Here is a 15,894-nt window from a genome sequence, read left to right as displayed (position 1 = left end):
ACGTTTCATGCAAGAAGCAATAATCGTTCCAATTTGGTGCAAAATCTTAAGTGATTGATTTCAATGGATTTTCAAATGGTGCAAAAATGCGCACTGATGCGGTGCGCACTAAAACAAGGCATTATTTTGGTGCGGACAGCTTTGCCGGTTCGGCCGCCGCCTCGCCACCCGGCATGTGCAGCGCGCGGGTCAGGAAGCCCCAGCGATCCGCCACTTCCTCGATCTGCTTGTTGGTCGGCTTGCCGGCGCCATGGCCTGCCTTGCTGTCGATGCGGATCAAAATCGGCGCGCCGCCCGGAGCCTGGTCGGCCTGCGCGGCAGCGGCAAACTTGAAGCTGTGCGCCGGCACCACACGGTCGTCATGATCGGCGGTGGTGATCATGGTCGCCGGGTAGCAAGTACCCTTCTTCAGATTGTGCAGCGGCGAGTATTTGACCAGCGCCTTGAATTCGTCCGCGTTGTCCGACGAACCGTAGTCCGAAGTCCACGCCCAGCCGATGGTGAATTTGTGGAAGCGCAGCATGTCCAGCACGCCCACTTGCGGAATCGCCGCCGCGAACAGGTCCGGACGCTGAGTCATCGCCGCGCCAACCAGCAGGCCGCCATTGCTGCCGCCGCCGATCGACAGCTTGGCTGGCGAGGTCACCTTGTGCGACACCAGCCACTCGGCCGCGCCGATGAAGTCGTCGAACACATTCTGCTTTTGCAGCTTGGTGCCGGCCGCGTGCCACGATTCGCCGTACTCGCCGCCGCCGCGCAGATTGGCCATCACGTACACGCCGCCCATTTCCAGCCACGCCAGGTTGGCCACCGAGAAGGCCGGCGTCAGCGAGATATTGAAACCGCCGTAGCCATACAGGTAAGTCGGATTGCTGCCATCGAGCTTCAGGCCTTTTTTCGAGACGATGAACATCGGTACCTTGGTGCCGTCGCGCGAGGTGAAGAACTCCTGGCGGGTTTCAAACGCGCTTGGATCGAAGTCCACTTTCGGCTGGCGGTACACGCTGCTCTTGTTCGCCTTCAGGTCGTAGCGGTAGATGGTCGATGGCGTGTTGAAGCTGGTGTAGGAGTAGAAGGTTTCGCTGTCCGAACGCTTGCCGCTAAAGCCGCCGGCAGTGCCCAGGCCTGGCAGTTCGATATCGTGCAGTGCCTTGCCTTTCAGGTCGTAGACCTTGACCAGGCTATGCGCGTCGCTCAGGTAATCAACCACCAGCTGGTTGTTGACCAGTGATGCCGATACCATGGTGTTGCTGCTTTCCGGGACGATCTGCTTCCAGTTCAACACGCCCGGCTTGCGGGTATCGATGCTGACGATGCGGCCGCGCGGCGCATTGCGCTCGGTGCGGAACAGGAATACCGGGCCATCGTTGCCGATGAAATCATAGGCGGCGTCGAACTCCTCCAGCAGGCCGACCACTTTCGCGTCCTTCTTGCTCAAGTCCTTGTAGAACACGCGGCTCTTATTCTCCGTGCCTTGCGAGGCGTTGATCACCAGGAAGCGGCCGTCTTCGGTCACTTCGGCGCTGAAGCCCCAGTCCTTGTGGTCCGGACGTTCGTACACCAGCGCATCCGCGCTTTGCGGCGTGCCGAGTTTGTGGAAGTACAGCTTCTGGAAGTAGTTCACGTCAGCCAGCTTGGTGGCCTCTTTCGGCTCGTCGTAACGGCTGTAGAAGAAGCCGGAACCATCTTGCAGCCAGGCGGTACGCGAGAACTTGACCCACTTGATGTGGTCTTCAACGTCGTTGCCGGTTTCGATATCGCGTACCTTGATTTCGTTCCAGTCGGAGCCGGAAGCGGCGGTGCTGTAGGCCAGGTATTTTCCATTAGGGCTGACTGCCAGACCGGCCAATGCCACGGTGCCATCGGCTGCCAGCGTGTTCGGATCGAGCAGCAACCGCGGCACGTCAGCCAGCGTCTTCATGGTGTACAGCACCGACTGGTTTTGCAGGCCGTCGTTGCGGCTGTAGAAATAGCGGCCGCCTTCCTTGAACGGCACGCTGAAACGCTCGTAGTTCCACAGCTTGGTCAGGCGCGCCTTGATGGCTTCGCGGCTGGGAATCTGCGTCAGGTAGCTTTGGGTCAGCTTGTTCTGCGCCTCGACCCAGTCCTTGGTCTCGGCGCTGTTGGCGTCTTCCAGCCAGCGATACGGATCGGCGACGACGGTGCCGTGATAATTGTCCTGCTGGTCGACCGTGCGCGACACAGGGTAATTGACTGCCGCGCCGGGCGCCGGGCAGGTCTGCGCCATGGTGGCTTGAGAGATGATCAGTGTGGCCAAAAGTGCTTTACGTTGCATGTGTGATCCGTATCCATATAAGGTTCATCAGGAACACAGATCATAACGTGAAGCCGCCAGCTTAGCAAAAAGTTAAAGCGCTTATCCGGCCTAGCCGGCTTCGGTTTCTTCGGCAGGCGCCGTCACCGAGACCGGGGCGCGCCATTTTTCCAGCCACACGATCATCTGGTCAGCCGGGATCGGACGGCTCATGAAATAGCCCTGGCCCTGGTCGCAGCCCAGCTCCGCCAGCAAGCGCCATACCGCTTCGCTCTCAATCCCTTCGGCCACCACGCGCAGGCCCATATTGTGGCCAAGGTCGATGGTGGAGCGGACGATCTTGGTATCGCCCTCGTCCTTCTCCATATTCAGCACGAAGGATTTGTCGATCTTCAGCTCATTTACGGGCAGGCGCTTCAGGTAAGCCAGCGAAGAATAGCCGGTGCCGAAATCGTCAATCGACAAATCCACGCCCATGTCGCTCAGGCGCTCCAGCGTATGCTGCGCGCGCACCGGATCGTCCATGATGGCGCTTTCGGTGATCTCCAGGCAGAACGAGCCTGGCGTCAGCTTGTGCTGGGCCAGCAGCTCGGCAAACTTGGCCGGCAGGTCCTGGTCCAGCAGGTCGCGCGTGGACAGATTGACCGACACTTTCAGATGATGGCCCTGGCTGGCCAGCTCGCGGCATAGTTCCGCCGAGCGCTCCATCACCCAGCGCGTCAGCACGCGGATAAAGCCGGTCTGTTCGGCGAAGGGAATGAACTCATCGGGGAAGACATTGCCGCGCTCCGGATGCACCCAGCGCACCAGCGCTTCCATGCCCACCACTTTGCCGCTTTGTAGCGAAATCTTGGGCTGCACATGCAGACGGAATTCGTTGCGTTCGGCCGCGTTGCGCAACTCGGTGAGCAGCGACAGGCTCTTGGCGCTGCTCTTGTCCATACCTGGGTCATACACCACCGCGCCGTCGTTGCGCTGTTTGGCGGTGTACATCGCCACTTCGGCCATGCTCAGCAAAGTCTCGCCGTCGTCGGCATGCTCGGGATAACCGGCGATGCCCAGGCCTGCGCCGATATCAACCATCTGGTCTTCCAGCGACAGCGGCGTCTCCAGCACCTGCAGGATTTCGGCGGCCATGATCTGCGCCGCGTCGATGTTCGCGGCAGGTAGCAGTACGGCGAATTCGTCGCCGCCCAGGCGCGCCACCTGTGCCGACAGCTGGCGGCGGTTGGCCAGCAGCAGTTGCAGCCGGCCCGCCACCTGGCGCAGCAGCGCGTCGCCGAAGCTGTGGCCCATTACGTCGTTGACGTGCTTGAAGCGGTCCAGGTCCATCATCAGCACGAACAGCGCTTCACCGCGACGGCCTGCTTCCAGCAAGGCGTCGTTCAGCAGCAGCACGAACTGCGCGCGGTTCGGCAGATTGGTCAGCGTGTCCCAATAGGCCAGGCGGCGGATTTCCTGCTCGCGCTTGGAGATCCCTTCGCGCATGGCGTCAAAGGCATGCGCCAGGTGGCCGATTTCATCTTCGCGCGCGCTGTCGATCGGTGTCTTGTAATCGCCCTGCTCCAGGCGCTTGGCGGTGACCACCAGTTCGCTGATCGGCTGCGCGATGCGCTTGGCAGTCAAGACGATGGCCAACGCCGACAGGATGATGCCGCCCAGCGTCAGCCCGACCAGCCAGCGTTCCAGGCGGCGGTATTCGGCGGTGGCCTCATCGATAGAGCGTGCCAGCAGCACGCTGGCGGTTTGCCCATCGTCCGCACCGATGGACAGCAAGCGCGCGCTGTATTGACCGGTTTCCACGGTGATGTCGAACGGCAGCGTGGGCAAGGTCGGACCTAGCGCCTGCAACTGATCGACCACCGTCTGCGCGGACGGACCGACAAACGTGGAGCCGGCCTGCAGCCATTTGCCTTGCTGGCCACGGGTCAGCACGGTGGTGTGCAGCGAGCTGACTTCGCGCATATCGTTGGCCAGCTGGCGGTCGATCGGGAAGGTCATGACGATCCAGCCGATGGTGATCGGCGCCTTGACCGGCATGGCAACAATCTGGAACGGCCGGTGGTCGACTATCGCGATACCGATTGCGCCGTCCGCCGCCTCGGCTGCGTCCAGCAGGGACAGCGCCATTTTCTCTAGTCCCATCGATTGCACCGGGTTGGTGGTCGCAGTGATCTTGCGCTCATCGCTGATCAGCATCGATAGCGAGGCTTTGATGCGCGCACCGCTATTCTCCAGCGCCGACACAATCGTGGAGCGGTCGCTTTCGTCGTTATTGCCGATGGCGGCCACGAAGGCCGTGTCGCGCGCCAGCAGGCGCGCACCGAAACGCAGGCTTTGCGCATTCTGTTCCAGCAGCCGGGTGAACACCTTGGTGCCGTTATTCAGCTCGCTGCTGATGGCCAGCCGAGCATTGTTGTCGATGCCACGCTGGATCACCAGCAGGCCTATCAACTGCACAGCAACGATCAGCACCAGGAATAGCGTGACAATACGGCTTTCGAGGCTGCGGAAACGTAGGCGCATGCTCAGGCTCCAGGATCACCTATGACCGGCGGTTTCATCGGCAGCTTGAAGACCGCCGTGGCCAGCTCGCCAGCCTTGACGGTCAAGGCCTGCTCCGGCGTGGCGCCGCCAACCGTGTTGTAGTGCCAGGCCTTGACCACATACTTGCCCGCCGCCGGCAAGTCGATGCGCACCGCGCCGCCGCCATCGGTCTTGGCGAAGTATGGCGTATCGACCACCTTGACGTAGGCGATCATCTTGTCATGGATATTGCAGCCCAGGACCACCGTGCCGGCCCGGTCGAAGACCTGCGGCGATGCGGCCTGGCCGGAGTACAGCTTCTGGTCAAATTTATGCGCCGGCGAGAACGAATAAATGTGGTGGCGGACCTTGTCGTTGTTCGGGAAGTTGATGGTCGCGCCGGTTTGTACCACGGTCACCAGCGGCAGGAACTTCAGGCCCTTCTGCTCGATCAGTGCGGTGACCGGCTTGCCCGCTGCAGGCGCCGCGCCTTCCGCCTCGATGTAGATCACGGTATCGGGTAGCACCTTGCCAGCCGTATCCTGCACTTGCACTGCAATACCAGTGGCGCCGGCACTGGCCGCACCCAACAGGCTCAAGCAACAAACGATTTGGCGACGATGCATGGCTACCCTGTTCTCCCCTGACAAAGGCTTATTGTAGTACGCGTCCTGGACAAAGTGTTTCCTAAATTCATCATGCCGTCACAAACAAACACTATGATCGTACAGTTAAACCGACAATTAGCAAATGATTCATCGTGAATTCCGCACTCCAGCCGTCCGGTGGCGCCAACGTCACCTACCTGAAACCTCGCGAAGACGATGAGGATGCCATGCTGCGCGCCCATTTATACGACATCCTGGCGCGCAAGCAGCTCAGCGCGCTGTTTCAACCGATTGTACACATGCAGACGGGCGAAATCATCGCCTATGAAGGTTTGATACGCGGACCGTCGGATAGTCCCTTGCATTCGCCGATGAATCTGTTCAAAACGGCCCGCAGCAACGGCCTGACGGTGCAGGTTGAACATCTGTGCCGCAAGGTGGTGCTGGAGCGTTTCGCCGAATTGCAGCTGCCGGGGAAGCTGTTCCTGAACGTCAGCCCGGAGTCGCTGCTGCAACGCGACGCCCGCCACGGCGAGACGCTGGAAGTCATCCATCAGATCGGCATCCACCCCGACCGCGTGATCATCGAGCTGACCGAAAACCAGCCCACCTACGACTACGACCTGATGCGCGACGCGGTACTGCATTATCGCAAGATGGGCTTTCAGATCGCCATCGACGACCTCGGCGAAGGCTTTTCCAGCCTGCGCCTGTGGTCGGAGCTGCGGCCGGAATTCGTCAAGATCGATATGCACTTCATCCAGGGCATCAATCATGACCCGGTAAAGCTGCAGTTCGTGCGCTCGATCCAGGAAATCGCTGAAAAATCCAATACCCGCGTGATTGCCGAAGGCATTGAAACCCAGGCCGAGCTGCTGGTGCTGCGCGATGTGGGCGTGGCGTATGGCCAGGGCTATCATCTGGGCCGCCCGCAGCCGCTGCCGGCGCGCACGGCGCCCGCCGAAGTGGTCAAGACCTTGTCGCGCAATGGCGTGGCGGTGTATCCGCAGCGCGGCGGCGACAAGCACTCCGCCAGCATCCACAAGCTGCTGCACCAGGTAGTGACGGTATCGACCGCCACCAGCAACAACGACGTGTATGAAATCTTCCAGCGCGAGCCCAAGCTGCAAATCATTCCGGTGGTGGACGACGGCCACCCGCTCGGGCTGATCAGCCGCTTCGACATGATCGAACACTTCGCCCGCCCCTACGAACGCGAACTGTATGGCAAAAAATCCTGCAAGCAGTTCATGGACCGCAAGCCGCTGATTGCCGACCGCAGCACCAGCTTGCAGGAGCTTAGCTACCGCATGGCCGAAGCGGATGCGCATCACCTGTTTAACGGCTTCATCATTACCGACCAGGGCCGCTATCTGGGCATGGGCACCGGCCACGACCTCATGCGCGAGATCACGCAGATGCAGATCCACGCGGCGCGCTATGCCAATCCGCTGACCCAACTGCCGGGCAATGTGCCGATCAACGAACATATCGACCGGCTGCTGGAAAGTGGGACGCGTTTCTGGGTGTGCTATTTTGACCTGGACCATTTCAAGCCCTTCAACGACGTCTATGGCTACCGGCGTGGTGACGACATCATCCAGCTGACCGGCAATCTGCTGCGCAGCCACAGCGACCCGGACCGCGACTTCGTCGGCCACATCGGCGGCGACGACTTCATGGTGCTATTCCAGAGCGAGGACTGGGAACAGCGTTGCCAGTCGGTATTGAGTGAATTCAGTGTCAGTGTGCTCAATTTCTACAGCACCGAAGACCGCGAGCGCAGTGGCTATCTCAGCGAAGACCGCCAGGGCAAGAAAGTGTTTTACTCGCTGATGAGCCTGTCGATCGGCGCAATCCGGGTTGAGCCGCACCAGTACTACAGCCACCATCAGATTGCCACTGCAGCGGCGGAGTCCAAGAAGCAGGCCAAGAAAGTGCATGGCAACAGCCTGTTCCTCGACCGCCGCCAGCCGCAATAAGCGGGAATGACAAATGTCACTGCATAAAGTGACGTTTGTCCGATGTTTTGTGCACCTGGGCTGCGTAGAATGTCTTTCATCGGCAGCACACAAGCAGTAACGCAGTACCTAAAACCTGAACCCCGTTTTAGTTGATGTAGTAACCCTTTACTCAACCAAACTTTAACGAGGCTCATCATGAACGCAATCACCAACTTCATCCGCAACGAAGACGGCATCACCGCTATCGAATACGCCCTGATGGCAGCCGCCATCGCCGCAGCGATCACCGCTGGCCTGGCCATCCTTGGCCCTAAGATCACCGCCTCGCTGACCTACATCTCCGGCCTGATCAAATCGTCGTAATCCAGACGCCATTCATTCACATCGATCAAACTCAGGAGAACAACCATGAACGCAATTAAACACTTCATCCGCGACGAAGACGGCATCACCGCGATCGAATACGCTCTGATGGCAGCCGCCATCGCCGCAGCGATCACCGCAGGCTTGGCTATCCTCGGCCCTAAGATCACCGCCTCTCTGACCTACATCTCTGGCCTGATCAAATCGTCGTAATTGCCGCCATCGGCAAACAAAAACCGGAACTACTGTTCCGGTTTTTTTACTTCAGGAATTGAAATATCAGGAGGGGCCGCGTCCCCCACAAAAGCCACCGTTCGTCGTTCCCGCGAAAGCGGGAACCCATGCTGAGCATGCATACAGATGGCATTATGGATTCCCGCCGAAGCGCGGGAATGGCGAATCTCGGCGAATCAGCTTGCGCGTGATTTCATCATGTTCATAAATCGCTGGTGACTCTCCGAAAATTGTTCATCGCTCAGGTACTTGGCAAAATACTCAGCTTGCAAACTCGTCTGGGCAGCCTCATCGCCTTCGTTTGGCTGCGCCACTCCTAGCTCTTCTGCCATCCAGTTGTGCACGTCGGCAATACCGCCTCCATGCCGACAAGCGCCGTAAATGAACATGCCAATACGTGCGAATTTAACTTCTGGATTCATAAGATTTTCTCGTGATGTCAATTCGTCAAATACCGTCCCTGTGCGGCGATTCAACCGCTTGAACCCACATTTCGGCGCGATATTTTCAAAAGCAATAACTTAGCAGGTATTACACACGCTTGAATAATAATGCAGGCAACGGCATATTGCCAGACGTAATAATTGATATCATTTCTACTGCTCACCATATCTGCGAACCACCATGACATTGGCCCGACCGATGTAGTTGCAGTCCCAAAGACTAAAACCAATAAAAAAATACAACCAAGAGCGCGGCAAATATTGATATATCTACCCTTGCTAAAGCTCACTGAAAAGATCAATACTGCAATCGTACAAACCGGACAAATAATTATATAGAACCACCAAAATACAATTGCCAAAACATTGGGCATTTTTTTCAGCCTATTTTTAAATAATTATGCATAGTAAATCCCCCCTTGCCCCAAAACTCCGGATTCCAGTCATAGACCTATCGGGCCCATAACTATGCCAGCGAGCATGAAACACATTAGGCTAACACACAAAACCTTTAATAAAGTCTTATGACTCACCCGCCGTTGCGCAACTTCATATTTGGAAATGGCCATGGTGATTAAACAGCCAGAAAAACTTAAAATCATTCCGAAATTTAGCCATGCTGCGATGCCGCGATAGTGTACGCCCGGAGAACGCTTCACTGGTATAAACAAATCGTCTATCGCCAGTCCAAGTACGCAATACAATCCAAGTAATATAGCTAGAAAGATGAGTATAAATTTTCCCTTCCTGGAAAACAAAGGCATGTCTTCAATTTGAGGGCCAGCCAGCCCTTCCGCCAAGATGTTCTTATGATTCGGCGAATATGGACGAGGCTTCCCGAAAGGATAACCTTCCCGTTCCTGTAATAACTCAGCAGTCGTCTTCTCTACAGTCATTTTTCATCGCTCGCTAAATAGAGGAGTACGGAGTACAAGCATCGACAATCGATGCAAATTTAGTATATAGACAACCGCGCCGAGTAAAATTATTAAAAATTCCGCAAACGGGTGAACCTTCTAAATTACCGCTCATTTTCATCCTTTTCGCAGTTGTCAATCCCTGCTCCTGCCCGCTAAATGACTCTTTTGCGAGAAAAAGTCTGCCAGCAAAAAATCATCGCCAACCCCAGAGAGATTACGGATAAACCAGTAACCACATGTTCTGGCAGAAGGTTCGGAAATACCTTATCGAAAATTGTGTAGCTTAGCGAAAAAACGAAAATTAACGACAGCAGCCATTGCTTTTGCCAAGCACTGCTAGCCATCGCAACAGTCCAACCTGCAATACTTAACATCGTAGCGAAGTGCATTGCCAGCCTTTCAAATTCGTATGTCCGGTTGTGGCCGAATCTGCCACAATGCCTAGAATATCATCTAGCCTCACCGCAAAATTCACTATTTGTCACTACGCGAGAAGTCCAAGAGATTTCTCAGATCTTGACGTCGGGGCAAATCACCGGGCATCGCCGGTTCTTCAGCAGCCGTGCCGGCGGCGCTCGCTATCGGGATGGTGCGGCCGGCAATAACCACCGTGGCGCATGATGCCGTCGCGCCTGCCGTCTGCACTAATGATGACAGTCACAAGGAACTGCGCTCCCCACTTCTGCTTGTAGTAGCTGATTCTGGGCCAAGGTGGAGGTGAGAAATCAACCGTTATGCATGCGGTGGTGAGTTCTTCAAACCGGATGCCCGGAGACGCGGGCGAGTTTTTCGAGAAGGCGGCGACAGCAAGCCAGTACCAGTGCGAACTCAGACGATGGCGGCTGTAGCGAAATGGCCAATAAATCAAGCGACGCCGCTTTCTGATTATGCTGCTCAGCCAGCAAACATAGCTTTCCGATTGTCCAATACCCGCCCACGTCATTGTTACGGCTGGCGAACGAGCCACACAATCCGTCTGCGATGTTCTTTACGCGTTCACCTCTCGACATTTATCAGTCCTTATCACGTAAGAGATAACACCACGCAGCGCAGCGCTGCAGAACCCATGCACTGGCCTCGCTATTGCGCGTTGCGTGAGAAGTACTGAATTTGTTTGACCCGGATCGGGATACCAGCGGCCGTGCTGACCACTGCAACGCCAGACCGCATCCCAATCATCAGTTGATTATCCACCAGCTGAGCGCTGGTCGGATATAGGCCACTCCAGAACTGGTCAATCGCAAGCACCTTCAGATCCAGATATTTCGGAGTAAATCTGACCAGGCCGTCGTTGGTAACGATAAGAAATCCAAAGTAGCCCCTATCGTTTCTCTCTGCAATCACCACCTGCGGCGCGCCAGGCAGCAGCGTCAATTTTTCGGCTTTGACATCCTCTTTATCACGCACGACTTTATAGATCGCGCCGTGCGCGGAGAACAGATGTGCCAGGCCGGTGAATACGAACAGCTCGTCTTCTTCCTGGATGAGCTGGACGATATTCTCAGGGATGAGTATCTGTTTCGTTCCATCCTGACTGACGACAGAAAGGCTACCGCCCCATTCACCTTTGTTCTCGCCAATCAGCGTCTTGCCATTGAACCTGAGCTTGATTTCCTGTGGCTGCCTCAGCATCTTCAGTTCCTTGATGGCGAGCTTGCCGGCGTCGTTTGCTATGACATAGTCGACCAGGTGATGGTTGGCCGCGAGCCAGGCCTCGCCAGTGGGTATGGGAGTTTCGACGAGTCCGGCACGATTTAATGCGTCCTCGATTTCACCGCTGAAGCACGAAGATGACGCAAAACATAAAAGGCAAATCAACATTCTGGCTGTCATAAAATTTCAGCTGCAAGTAAAGATTCCGCGCAAGGATAGCATGTTGCCAACAAATATCAACATTGCGGGAATTGGCGCGCTATCGCACATCACATGGATGCGCATCGCGCCAGCGCAGCACCAGCTCCTGCGCGGCGGCGATGGCTTGCGGCGTCATCGCCAGCCGCATCTTGCGGCGGTTGCTGATGGCGGCGACATCGCCAGCCTGCGCCGCCAGCGTCAGCCACATGAAGGACAAGGCCGGATCGCGAGCAACGCCGCGTCCGCTGCCATACATGCCGCCCAGATTGAACTGCGCCAGCGCATGATCCTGCTCTGCGGCGCGGCAGTACCAGTCGACCGCCTGCACGTCGTCATGGGCGACGCCCAGCCCGTTGGCGTACATCACGCCCAGATTGTTTTGCGCGCTGGCGTCGCCCTGCTCGGCCGCGCTGCGATACCAGGCGGCGGCCAGCAGGTTATCCCTGCTGACGCCATAGCCGTTGGCATACATGACGGCCACATTGAATTGCGCGTGCGGCGTGCCCTGCTCCGCCGCCAGCCGATACCAGGCCAGCGCCTGCCGGTCGTCATGGGCGACGCCGCGCCCGCGCGCATACATGCCGCCGAGGTTGTACTGCGCCAGCGCATGCCCTGCTTCGGCCGCGCGGCGATACCAGGTAAAGGCCAGATCATCATCCCGCGCCACGCCACGGCCTTGCGCCAGCATCACGCCAAGATTGAATTGCGCGTCGCTGTCTTCCTGTTCGGCCGCGCGCAGCAACCAGGCAAACGCGCGTTGAGGATCGGGAGTCACGCCCAGGCCCTCGGCATACGCCACGCCAAGCAGGCGCTGCGCGACGATATTTTCGTGCGCCGCAGCCTGCCGGAACCACGACACCGCCTGTGCCTCGTTGCGCTGCACGCCGCGCCCATGCTTGTACATCAGTCCCAGATGCAGTTGGGCGTTGGGATCATTTTGCAGCGCGGCCTTGCGCAGCCACGCCAACGCCATCGGATAATTACGCGGCGCGCCGTGACCGCTGGCATAGGCTTCGCCCAGCAGCGTTTGCGCGCTGGCCAGTTCCTGTTTGGCCGCGCGGCAGATCCACGCCAGCGCCAGATCGTCGCTTTGCGCGACGCCGCGTCCCTTGCGGTACATGAGGCCGAGATTCTGCTGGCCGGAAGCCTCGCCCTGACGCGCCGCGCAGCGGAACCAGTAAGCCGCACGCCCGTCGTCGTTGTCGACGCCCCGCCCGTAGTAGTACATGGCGCCCAGTTGATTCTGGGCATAGGCGAGTCCTTGCAGGGCCGCCCGGCTCATCCAGCGAAAAGCCTGCGCATCGTCGCGCACCACGCCTTCACCGTTTTTATAGAGACGCGCCAGATTGAACTGGGCATAGGCGTCACCGCGCTCGGCCGCCGCCAGAAACCATTGGAAAACATCATAGCCGTGCCGGGCCGAACATTTTTTTTTCACGATACACTCCTGAGCAACATGACAAGACTGTTGATAGAAGTGTAAAACGCGTCCCCGGTCAGGGTTTGATGGCGGTCAAACGGGTTGGCCGCGTTTTTTCAGGAATTGGGGAACTTTGGCGGCAGCCAGTTTGTTGACCGACACCAGCAGCTCGGTATCGACCTGACCGATGCCATAACGCGACCGCAGATGCTGGCCGATATGGATCAGCAGCTGCGCGGCGACCTCGGCATCCGCCTCGGCCCGGTGAGCCGTGCCGAGGAACTTGATTCCCAGAGAACCCGACAGCTGGCCCAGCTTGTAGCTGCCCAGCTGCGGAAACACGCGGCGCGACAGTTTCAGCGAACACACCAGCGCGGCATGGCGCGGCGTCAGATCGAGCCTGGCGGCTTCGGCACGCAGGAACTTCTCGTCAAAGCTGGCATTGTGCGCGGACAGCGGATCGCTGCCGATGAAGTCCAGCAGTTCCGGCACCACCTGCTCCGCCGGCGGCGCATGGTCCACCATCGATTGCGTGATGCCGGTCAGGCCGGTAATAAACGATGGAATGCGCACGCCGCAATTCACCAGCGACACATAACGCTCGACCACCTGGCCGCCCACGATGCGCAGCGCCGCCACCTCGGTGATGCGATCGCCCTGCACCGGCGTCAGCCCGGTGGTTTCAAAGTCCAGCATGACGATAGGTTGGTCGAGCATGGCTTATCCGAACTTGCGCACCGCGTCCAGCGCCAGGCCGGCACCGATGCTGCCGAACAGGTCGCCCTCGACCTTGCGCGCAGACGGCACCAGCGCGCCGATGCGCTCGCGCAGCTTGCGCACGCCGCTGGAACCGCCGGTGAAGAATACCGTATCCACCTGCTGCGGCGTGACGCCGGCGTCGCGCAACAGCTCCAGCACCGTGTTTTCCACCGAGCCGACCAGATGATCGATGGCGCCGTCAAACTGCGCGCGATTCAATTCCAGCACCACCGGCGGCGCCAGGCGATCCAGATCCAGCTGCACTTGCTCGGCGCCGGACAGGGCAATCTTGCCTTCTTCCGATTTCATCGCCAGCCAGTGGCCGGCGCGCTCGTCGATCAGGCGTTGCAGGCGGCCCAGCTTTTCCTGCTCGGCCGAATCGCGCAGCAGGTCGGACAGCTGGGTCCACATTTTCTTGGTGTAGACCTGGTTGATGGTGTGCCAGGTGGCCAGGTTGAAGAAATAGCTGGACGGCACTTCGCTGTTGTTGCGCAGGCGGCTGCCGTAGCCCAGCAGCGGCATCACCGAGGACAGGCTCAGGTATTTATCGAAGTCCGTGCCGCCGATGTGCACGCCGCCGTTGGCCAGAATGTCGTCGCGGCGCTCGCTCTTCTTGGCACGCTCAGGCGACAGGCGGACCAGCGAAAAGTCGGACGTGCCGCCGCCGATGTCGGCGATCAGCACCAGTTCCTCGCGGTCGATTTGCGACTCGTAGTCGAACGCGGCAGCGATCGGTTCGAACTGGAAGGAAATATCCTTGAAGCCGACCGAGCGCGCCACTTCAGCCAGCGTGTCTTCGGCCAGCTGGTCGTTTTCCTTGCTGTCGTCGATGAAATGGACCGGGCGGCCGAACACGGCCGAGGTGAACTCACGGCCGGCGGAGCGCTCGGCGCGCTGTTTCAGTTCGCCGATGAACTGGGCCAGCAGCATGCGGAACGGCAGCGCGCGGCCGCCGACCTCGGTCTGGCCGTCGATCAGGCTGGTGCCGAGCAGGCTTTTCATCGACCGCATCAGGCGCCCCTCGTAGCCAGCCAGGTACTCGGCCAGCGCGGCGCGGCCATAAGTGACCTGGTCGTCATCCGCATTAAAGAAGACGACGGACGGCAAGGTCGTTTTGCCATCCTCCAGTCCCAGCATCACCGGCTGGCCGGGACGCACCCAGCCGACGGTGGAATTGGACGTGCCGAAATCGACGCCGCAAGCGATGGACATCTTGCCCCTTCCGTTCAGGTAAAGGGGCGGGATTTTATCAGAAAAAGCGCTGCTACGGCAAACATTGCAACTGCGCCACATCCGTGGCGATATTTCTTTGCAGAAATACGATATTTATTGCCATCCGGTAATTTTTTATTTATGCTCGTTTTACTAATATAAAAACCAATGGGCCTGCGTTCCAGACGATGAGCAAATCCAAGCTGACAGTTGAGCATTGCGCGACCGAGCTGAGAGCGGTGATCGCCAGTGAGAATCGCCGAGTAACCTCGTATGACGTGGCGCAGGTGGCAGGGGTATCGCAATCCGCAGTGTCGCGCTGTTTCAAGCCGGGCGCCAGCGTCTCCAAATCCACCTATGCGCTGGTGATGAAGGCGGCCGCCCTGCTCGACTACATCCCCAACGCCGCAGCCCGCAGCCTGATCACGCGCCGCTCGAATATGGTGGCGCTGATTATCACCAACCAGGCCAATCTCTATTATCCCGAGCTGCTGGCCGAAGTCAGCCAGCAATTCACCGCGCGCGGCAAGCGCTTGCTGCTGTTCACGCTGCAACGCGAGGCCGATGTCGACCGCGTGCTGGCCGATGTCTGGCAATTCCAGGTGGATGGCGTGATCGCCGCCGCCCGCCTGTCCGACGAACATATCGCCGAATTCGAGCGCCGCCGCATGCCGCTGGTGCTGTTCAACCGCACCATGCGCGACCACTCGGTCAACATCGTCACCTGCGACCACAAGGAGGCCGGCCGCATGCTGGCCTCGCGCCTCGCCGCCGCCGGCCATCGCCAGTTCGGCATCATCGGCGGCAATATGGATTCCAGTGTCGCCAGCGAACGGCGCTACGGCGCAGTTGAGCGCATCGCCGAACTGGGGCTGCCAACGCCGGTGGTGGTGCCTGGCGAATACGATTACCGCAGCGGCGCGATTGGTTTGAAAGCCATCATCGCCCAACTGGGCAGCGTACCGGACGCCATCATCTGCGGCAGCGACGTGATGGCCATCGGCTGCCTCGATTGCGCCCGCCACGAACTGGGGCTGGACGTGCCAGGCCAGCTCTCGGTGGCCGGTTTTGATGCAGTCGAGCCATCCAACTGGATCAGCTACAACCTGACCACGCTGCGCCAGCCGATGCCGAAAATGGCGGCGGCGGCAGCGGAACTGCTGTGCGCCCGCATAGCCCAGCACGACACGGAAACCGAGAAACGCGTGTTCAACGCGCAGTTCATCGAAGGCGCCACCGCGCGCCTGACTCCAGCCGGCACGCCGACGCCTGGCCTGGCCGCTACCGGCTTGCGGCTGCCGGTCGCTATAATGTAG

The 15,894-nt window shown here is 58.8% G+C and carries 13 protein-coding genes; 4 read left to right on the top strand and 9 right to left on the bottom strand.

Annotation, left to right across the window (positions count from 1 at the left end; all coding sequences use genetic code 11):
- Window positions 1-121: 121 nt before the first annotated feature.
- The 3 genes from KW842_RS02210 to KW842_RS02200 form a co-directional block, all read right to left on the bottom strand.
- Entirely contained in the window at window positions 122-2,296 is a 2,175-nt protein-coding gene (locus tag KW842_RS02210) for a prolyl oligopeptidase family protein (protein WP_218302448.1), read from the bottom strand.
- A 90-nt stretch (window positions 2,297-2,386) separates the two neighbouring features.
- Entirely contained in the window at window positions 2,387-4,801 is a 2,415-nt protein-coding gene (locus KW842_RS02205; RefSeq protein ID WP_218302447.1) for a bifunctional diguanylate cyclase/phosphodiesterase, read from the bottom strand.
- A gap of 2 nt (window positions 4,802-4,803) precedes the next feature.
- Complete coding sequence (locus tag KW842_RS02200; protein ID WP_218302446.1) at window positions 4,804-5,427, bottom strand: methylamine utilization protein; 624 nt, start codon at window positions 5,425-5,427, stop codon at window positions 4,804-4,806.
- A gap of 209 nt (window positions 5,428-5,636) precedes the next feature.
- On the opposite strand from KW842_RS02200, the gene KW842_RS02195 reads away from it, so the two are divergent.
- The 3 genes from KW842_RS02195 to KW842_RS02185 all read left to right on the top strand — a co-directional run bounded on the left by KW842_RS02195 (window position 5,637) and on the right by KW842_RS02185 (window position 7,949).
- Window positions 5,637-7,391, top strand: a complete 1,755-nt coding sequence (locus KW842_RS02195; RefSeq protein WP_218303067.1) for a GGDEF domain-containing protein — start codon at window positions 5,637-5,639, stop codon at window positions 7,389-7,391.
- A 177-nt stretch (window positions 7,392-7,568) separates the two neighbouring features.
- Window positions 7,569-7,736, top strand: a complete 168-nt coding sequence (locus tag KW842_RS02190; protein WP_154360730.1) for a Flp family type IVb pilin — start codon at window positions 7,569-7,571, stop codon at window positions 7,734-7,736.
- A gap of 45 nt (window positions 7,737-7,781) precedes the next feature.
- Entirely contained in the window at window positions 7,782-7,949 is a 168-nt protein-coding gene (locus tag KW842_RS02185) for a Flp family type IVb pilin (protein ID WP_090177941.1), read from the top strand.
- Between the two features lie 197 nt (window positions 7,950-8,146).
- On the opposite strand, the gene KW842_RS02180 is transcribed toward KW842_RS02185, so the two are convergent.
- From KW842_RS02180 to KW842_RS02155, 6 genes are all read right to left on the bottom strand, one after another.
- Window positions 8,147-8,392 (bottom strand): hypothetical protein, encoded by a 246-nt coding sequence (locus tag KW842_RS02180; protein WP_218302445.1) that lies wholly within the window; start codon window positions 8,390-8,392, stop codon window positions 8,147-8,149.
- A gap of 464 nt (window positions 8,393-8,856) precedes the next feature.
- Window positions 8,857-9,309 carry a hypothetical protein gene (locus KW842_RS02175; RefSeq protein WP_218302444.1) on the bottom strand — a complete coding sequence of 151 codons (453 nt, stop codon included), beginning with the start codon at window positions 9,307-9,309 and terminating at the stop codon, window positions 8,857-8,859.
- Window positions 9,310-10,413: 1,104 nt separating this feature from the next.
- A complete protein-coding gene (locus KW842_RS02170) occupies window positions 10,414-11,166 on the bottom strand; it encodes a hypothetical protein (protein WP_218302443.1) in 753 nt (250 codons plus the stop codon).
- A gap of 79 nt (window positions 11,167-11,245) precedes the next feature.
- Window positions 11,246-12,625: an SEL1-like repeat protein gene (locus tag KW842_RS02165; RefSeq protein WP_218302442.1), complete on the bottom strand. Its 1,380-nt coding sequence runs from the start codon at window positions 12,623-12,625 to the stop codon at window positions 11,246-11,248.
- A gap of 75 nt (window positions 12,626-12,700) precedes the next feature.
- Window positions 12,701-13,324 carry a PolC-type DNA polymerase III gene (locus tag KW842_RS02160; protein WP_218302441.1) on the bottom strand — a complete coding sequence of 208 codons (624 nt, stop codon included), beginning with the start codon at window positions 13,322-13,324 and terminating at the stop codon, window positions 12,701-12,703.
- 3 nt (window positions 13,325-13,327) lie between these two features.
- Window positions 13,328-14,578, bottom strand: a complete 1,251-nt coding sequence (locus KW842_RS02155) for an Hsp70 family protein (protein WP_218302440.1) — start codon at window positions 14,576-14,578, stop codon at window positions 13,328-13,330.
- Between the two features lie 188 nt (window positions 14,579-14,766).
- On the opposite strand from KW842_RS02155, the gene KW842_RS02150 reads away from it, so the two are divergent.
- Window positions 14,767-15,894: a LacI family DNA-binding transcriptional regulator gene (locus tag KW842_RS02150; RefSeq protein ID WP_218302439.1), complete on the top strand. Its 1,128-nt coding sequence runs from the start codon at window positions 14,767-14,769 to the stop codon at window positions 15,892-15,894.

This window comes from Duganella sp. sic0402 (assembly GCF_019219065.1).
In the GTDB taxonomy this organism is placed as follows: domain Bacteria; phylum Pseudomonadota; class Gammaproteobacteria; order Burkholderiales; family Burkholderiaceae_D; genus Rugamonas.
This window is presented reverse-complemented; position numbering and strand designations above follow the sequence as displayed.

What these genes read in the sequence shown, in the direction of transcription:
- KW842_RS02190 (WP_154360730.1), top strand. Translation starts at nt 7,569, where the DNA reads ATGAACGCAATCACCAACTTCATCCGCAACGAAGACGGCATCACCGCT.
- KW842_RS02160 (WP_218302441.1), bottom strand. Translation starts at nt 13,324, where the DNA reads ATGCTCGACCAACCTATCGTCATGCTGGACTTTGAAACCACCGGGCTG.
- KW842_RS02200 (WP_218302446.1), bottom strand. Translation starts at nt 5,427, where the DNA reads ATGCATCGTCGCCAAATCGTTTGTTGCTTGAGCCTGTTGGGTGCGGCC.
- KW842_RS02175 (WP_218302444.1), bottom strand. Translation starts at nt 9,309, where the DNA reads ATGACTGTAGAGAAGACGACTGCTGAGTTATTACAGGAACGGGAAGGT.
- KW842_RS02195 (WP_218303067.1), top strand. Translation starts at nt 5,637, where the DNA reads ATGCTGCGCGCCCATTTATACGACATCCTGGCGCGCAAGCAGCTCAGC.
- KW842_RS02205 (WP_218302447.1), bottom strand. Translation starts at nt 4,801, where the DNA reads ATGCGCCTACGTTTCCGCAGCCTCGAAAGCCGTATTGTCACGCTATTC.
- KW842_RS02210 (WP_218302448.1), bottom strand. Translation starts at nt 2,296, where the DNA reads ATGCAACGTAAAGCACTTTTGGCCACACTGATCATCTCTCAAGCCACC.
- KW842_RS02185 (WP_090177941.1), top strand. Translation starts at nt 7,782, where the DNA reads ATGAACGCAATTAAACACTTCATCCGCGACGAAGACGGCATCACCGCG.
- KW842_RS02150 (WP_218302439.1), top strand. Translation starts at nt 14,767, where the DNA reads ATGAGCAAATCCAAGCTGACAGTTGAGCATTGCGCGACCGAGCTGAGA.
- KW842_RS02155 (WP_218302440.1), bottom strand. Translation starts at nt 14,578, where the DNA reads ATGTCCATCGCTTGCGGCGTCGATTTCGGCACGTCCAATTCCACCGTC.
- KW842_RS02180 (WP_218302445.1), bottom strand. Translation starts at nt 8,392, where the DNA reads ATGAATCCAGAAGTTAAATTCGCACGTATTGGCATGTTCATTTACGGC.
- KW842_RS02170 (WP_218302443.1), bottom strand. Translation starts at nt 11,166, where the DNA reads ATGACAGCCAGAATGTTGATTTGCCTTTTATGTTTTGCGTCATCTTCG.